The sequence below is a fragment of the Nocardia sp. NPDC004722 genome, from assembly GCF_053601505.1.
In genome coordinates, this window is record NZ_JBSGBY010000632.1 from 1 (window position 1) to 4,697 (window position 4,697).

At 67.8% G+C, this 4,697-nt stretch carries 2 protein-coding genes and 2 pseudogenes; 1 reads left to right on the forward strand and 3 read right to left on the reverse strand.

Annotated features, from left to right (window positions below; genetic code table 11):
• A pseudogene (locus ACWELQ_RS38485) lies at nt 1-682 on the forward strand (hypothetical protein); the annotation flags it as partial.
• Here the strand turns inward: ACWELQ_RS38485 and ACWELQ_RS38490 are convergent.
• The 3 genes and pseudogenes from ACWELQ_RS38490 to secD form a co-directional block, all read right to left on the reverse strand.
• Nucleotides 639-2,039, reverse strand: a pseudogene (locus ACWELQ_RS38490) (ABC transporter substrate-binding protein); the annotation flags it as partial. The pseudogenes ACWELQ_RS38485 and ACWELQ_RS38490 sit on opposite strands and share 44 nt — an antisense overlap.
• Before the next feature lie 20 nt (nt 2,040-2,059).
• Nucleotides 2,060-3,295 (reverse strand): protein translocase subunit SecF, encoded by a 1,236-nt coding sequence (gene secF, locus ACWELQ_RS38495; protein ID WP_452401937.1) that lies wholly within the window; start codon nt 3,293-3,295, stop codon nt 2,060-2,062.
• A gap of 2 nt (nt 3,296-3,297) precedes the next feature.
• On the reverse strand, nt 3,298-4,697 hold a 1,400-nt coding region (gene secD / locus ACWELQ_RS38500; protein ID WP_452401938.1), incomplete at its 5' end, for a protein translocase subunit SecD.

Below are 4,697 nucleotides of genomic sequence, written 5' to 3' on the forward strand. Positions count from 1 at the left end.
TGGCACCGTCGGCGATATCGAGTCGCAGCCGTTCCTGGAGGCGGCGCGGCAGATTCGCCACGAGGTGGGGCGCGACAACTGCTTCTTCCTGCACGCCGCGAAGCTGTCCAGCACCGCGCGGAAACCCTCCGAGTCGGCGAAGACCGGCGTCAGATCCGCGAAACGCACACCCTCGGTGGGGAAATCGTCGTGCCAGCGGGTCAGCCGCTGCACCGCGTCCGCGGCCCGCGCCGCCCGCACGCCCGCCACCTCGGCCGTCTCCACCATCTCGTGCTTGCTCATCCGCACCCGCTCCTCATTCACCACGCCGTCATTGGCGTTCACCGTTTCAGCACCCAGCGATCCATGTTCCAGCCCGCGCCCGCCCGGGTGGGGCTGGCGATCCCGTTCTCCATGCCGTCCCCGAACCCGATGGTGCGCGGTCCGGCGAACAGCGGAATCGAGGGCATATCGCTCCAGAGCAGGTTCTCCTGCTCGTTCAGCAGATTCAGCACCGTGGCGGAGTTGTCCTCGGCCGCAAGCTGATCCGCGATGGCATCGTAGCGGCCGTTGCCGAAACGCCCGAAATTCAGGCCCGCGCCGGTGCGCAGCGAGGCGATGGCGTCGGTCGCCGAGAGCGTGCCCGAGGGGCCGGGCATGCCCGCGGTGCCGCCCAGTACGGCGTCCACCTTGCCCTCGGTGAGCTGCGAGGCCGTGAAATCCGGTGCGCCCGCGTCGATCACGGTGATCCCGGCGGCCTTGCAGGCAGCCGCGATGGCCGCGACGGTGGCGGCACGCCGCTCGTCGGGCTTCACGTAGCCGATGCGGACGGTCTGGTTCTGGATGCCCGAGGACGACGCGGCCTGCGACGCCGTCGCGTCACCGCCCTTGTACTTGTCACCGGCACCGGAGATGGACGGGTAGTACACCGAATCCTGCGGCACGGTCCGCGAATTCAGCGGTCCGGCACCCAACCCGAGCTTCACGTCGTAGTCGGGATGCCCGAACTTGTCGAACAGCGCCTGGCGCGGCACGCACAGCGCGAACGCGCGGCGCGCGTCGGCCGCACCGAACACGCCGCCGGTACCCAGCACCAACTGCTCGACGCCGCGACCGGGCAGGTTCTGCTTGGTGAAGCCGCTCAGGCTGACATCGCCCAGCGAGCCCGCGCCCACGTCCAGCACGCCGATCGACTTGTCCGACACCTTCGACTTCAGGTCGGAATGCCGGTCCCACACCACGATTCGCGGCGTCTTGGGCGCGTTGCCCCACCACTTCTCGTTCTTGACCAGCAGCAGACCGTCCTTATCGCTGAAGGAGTCGATCCGATACGGGCCCGAGGACGGCAGCAGGGATTGATCCACCTTGCCGGGGGTGAGCTTCCAGCCGTTGTTCCAGAAGTCGGCGATCTTCTCCAGCGTCGGCTGATCACCGGTCTGCACCGGGGCCACCACGTTCGGGATCTTCACCTGGGTGGCGATCACGTGCGCGGGCATCATCTCCGAGGCGTTGAACAGGGTCTTCCACGCCGAATAGTGCTTGCCCGGCCGGAACACCACGGTCGCGTCCTTGGACCCGGCCTGGCAGTCCACCCGCTCGATATCGCGGTAACCGTCGGTGCTCGCGGCGTCGAAGAGCGGAACCGGGCCACCCGGACCGGCTTTGGTGAACCGGCCGCTGCGCGCCGCCCAGGTCAGCACCAGGTCGTCGCAGGAGGTCGCGACGCCGTCGGAGTACACGCCGTCCGGGGAGAGCCGGTACTGGATGGTCTGCGCGTCGCCCGGCACCTCCTTGGCGGTGCCGGTGTCGGTGTCGGCCACCGGCTGCCCGTCGGGCCCGGTGTAGAAGAAACCGGTCAGCACCCGCGAGAACACCGCCGCCGCACCGCTGTTGGCGCCCAGGGTGCTGCTGCCGTTGTAGCTCGCGATGACCGCGTCCACGCCGTAGCCGATGGAGGGCACCTGATTCTTGGACGAGCATCCGGCCAGCGTGCCGGCGGCGAGCGTGCCCGCCACCAACGCGATCCCGGCCCGGCGCAGTCCCTTGTGATCCTGCTTCACCGTCGCAAACCCCCTGCGCGTCAGTGCCGTCGCTGCTGTCGTTTCCCACTCGGCCGGGCCCCGGGACGCGGCGCCCCGGAGTTCTGACTGCGCGGAGCGTGGTCGCGCGCGCCACCACCGGAGAGGGCCTCGTCGCGACGGCCCGCCGCTCCGGCCCGCTCGGCCGCGGCCTCGCCCGCACGCGCCTTGGCGCCGCCCTGGCGGCGGTTGAGCACCTTCTTGGTGTGCGCGGCCACCGGACCCCAGGTCTCCTTGAGCGTCACCAGGATCGGCACCGCGAAGAAGATCGACGAGTAGCCACCCACGATCATGCCGACCAGCTGCACCAGCGCCAGATCCTTGAGCGTGCCGACACCGAGCAGCCACACCGCGATCACCAGCATGGCGATGATCGGCAGGATGCCGATGACGGTGGTGTTGATCGACCGCATCAGCGTCTGGTTGGCCGCCAGGTTCGCCTTCTCCGCGTACGTGTGCTTGGTGAGGTGCAGGACGCCGCGCGTGTTCTCCTCGACCTTGTCGAAGACGACCACGTTGTCGTAGAGCACGTAACCCAGAATGGTGAGCAGACCGATGACCGCGGCGGGCGTCACCTCGAAACCGACCAGCGAGTAGATGCCGGCGGTGACGATCAGGTTGAAGAACAGCGAACCGATCGCCGCGATCGACATGTCGCGTTCGAAGCGAATCGCGATGTACACCATGGTCAGCGCGACGAACACGCCCAGCGCCAGCAACGCCTTGTCGGTGACCTGGCCACCCCAGGTCGAACTGATCTCGGCGACGCTGATCGCGTTGCGGTTGGGCTGGCCGCTGGAATCCTTCGGATGGAAGGCGTCGAACAGCGCGGTCTGCAACTTGTCGGACTGCTCGGCGGTCAGCGTGTCCGAGCGCAGCTGAATCGTGGCCGAGGAACCCGAACCCACCTTCTGAGTGGTCACGGGGTCGTGCCCGAGCACCGACCGGTAGACGTCGTCCACCTTCGAGGTGGTGACGTCCGCGGCCGCGGGCAGCTGGATGCGGGAACCACCGGCGAAGTCGATGCCCAGGGTGAATCCCTTGATACCCATGCTCAGCGCGGCGATCGCGATGAGCACGGCGGCGATGGCGTAGTACACCTTGCGCTTGCCGACGATCTCGAAACCGCCGGTGCCGGTGTACAACCGCTCGAACAGGCTGTGCTGCTTGCCCGAAGTCGTTGTCTCGTAATCGAGTTCGCTGTCGGCATCCACCGCGATGGGAGAGGACTTGGCCATGATCACGCCTCCTTCACCAGGACACCGGCCGTGGCCTTGCGTTCCTGTGCAAGCTCTGCAATAGCGCCCAAGCCGTTCACCGACGGCTTCGCCCAGAACGGCGAGCGCGAGACCAGCATCATCAGCGGCGAGGTCACCAGGTACAGCACGATGACGTCGAGCACGGTGGTCAGACCGAGGGTGAACGCGAAGCCCTTCACCTGGCCCGCGGCCAGCAGGTAGAGCACCGCGGAGGCGATGAGCGACACCGTCTTACCCGACAGGTTGGTGCGCTGCGCGCGCTGCCAGCCACGCGGAACCGCCGAACGGAAACTGCGGCCCTCACGCATCTGGTCCTTGATGCGTTCGAAGAAGACGACGAACGAGTCCGCTGTCATACCGATACCGATGATCAGACCCGCGATACCGGCCAGGTCCAGGGTGAAGCCGATCCACCGGCCCAGCAACACGATCAGCGCATACACCGCCACGCCCGCCGCGAGCAGCGAGAAACCGGCCAGGAAGCCGAGCATGCGGTAGTAGAGCAGGCAGTACAGCAGCACGGCCACCAGGCCGATGGCACCGGCGATCAGACCGGCGTGCAGCGACGAGATGCCCAGGGTCGCCGACACGGTCTCCGCCTCGGACGTCGCGAACGAGAGCGGAAGCGAACCGTACTTCAGCGAGTTGGCGAGTTCCTTGGACGTCGTGCCGTTGAAATTGCCGGAGATCTCGGTGCTGCCGCCGAACTGGGCGCCGCTCTGCACCACGGGGGCGCTCACCACGCGCGAGTCGAGGGTGAAGGCCAGCTGCTTGTTCAGGTACTGGGTGGTCAGCTTGCCCCAGGTGTCGGCGCCGCCGGACTTGAAGTCCACGTCCACGACCCAGCGCGAGGTCTTGGCGTCGAGCCGGTTGGTGGCATTGCTGATCTCCTGGCCGTCGAGCACGCTCGGATCCAGCAGGTACACGTACTGACCGTCGGTCGAGCAGGTCACCAGCGGCAGCTTCGGATCGTCGTTGCCCTCCAGCGGATCCGGCTTGCTGCAATCCAGGGTGGCCATGGCCTTGATCTGGGTGGCCTGATCGGTGCTCTGCCGCAACGCCTTCGCGGCCGCGATCTCGGCCTGCGTCTGCTGGGCGCTGGTCTGGCCGGGCGACGGCGAAGGCGAAGGGGTCGGCGTCGGGGCCTGTGCCGGGAACACCCGGTTCTGCGGGGCCTCGGTGGTCGGTGTGGGCGCTTCGCTCGTGGGCGTCGGCTCAGCGGTCGGCGTGGCCGCCGGAGTCGGCTGCGCCTGACCCGGAGTCGGTTGCGCCTGACCGGGCTTCATCGCCGGCTGCGGCTGACCCTGCACCGGACGCACATACAGTTTCGCAGTGGTCGCCAGCGACTTCGCCTGCGCGCCATCCTCACCCGGGACCGTGA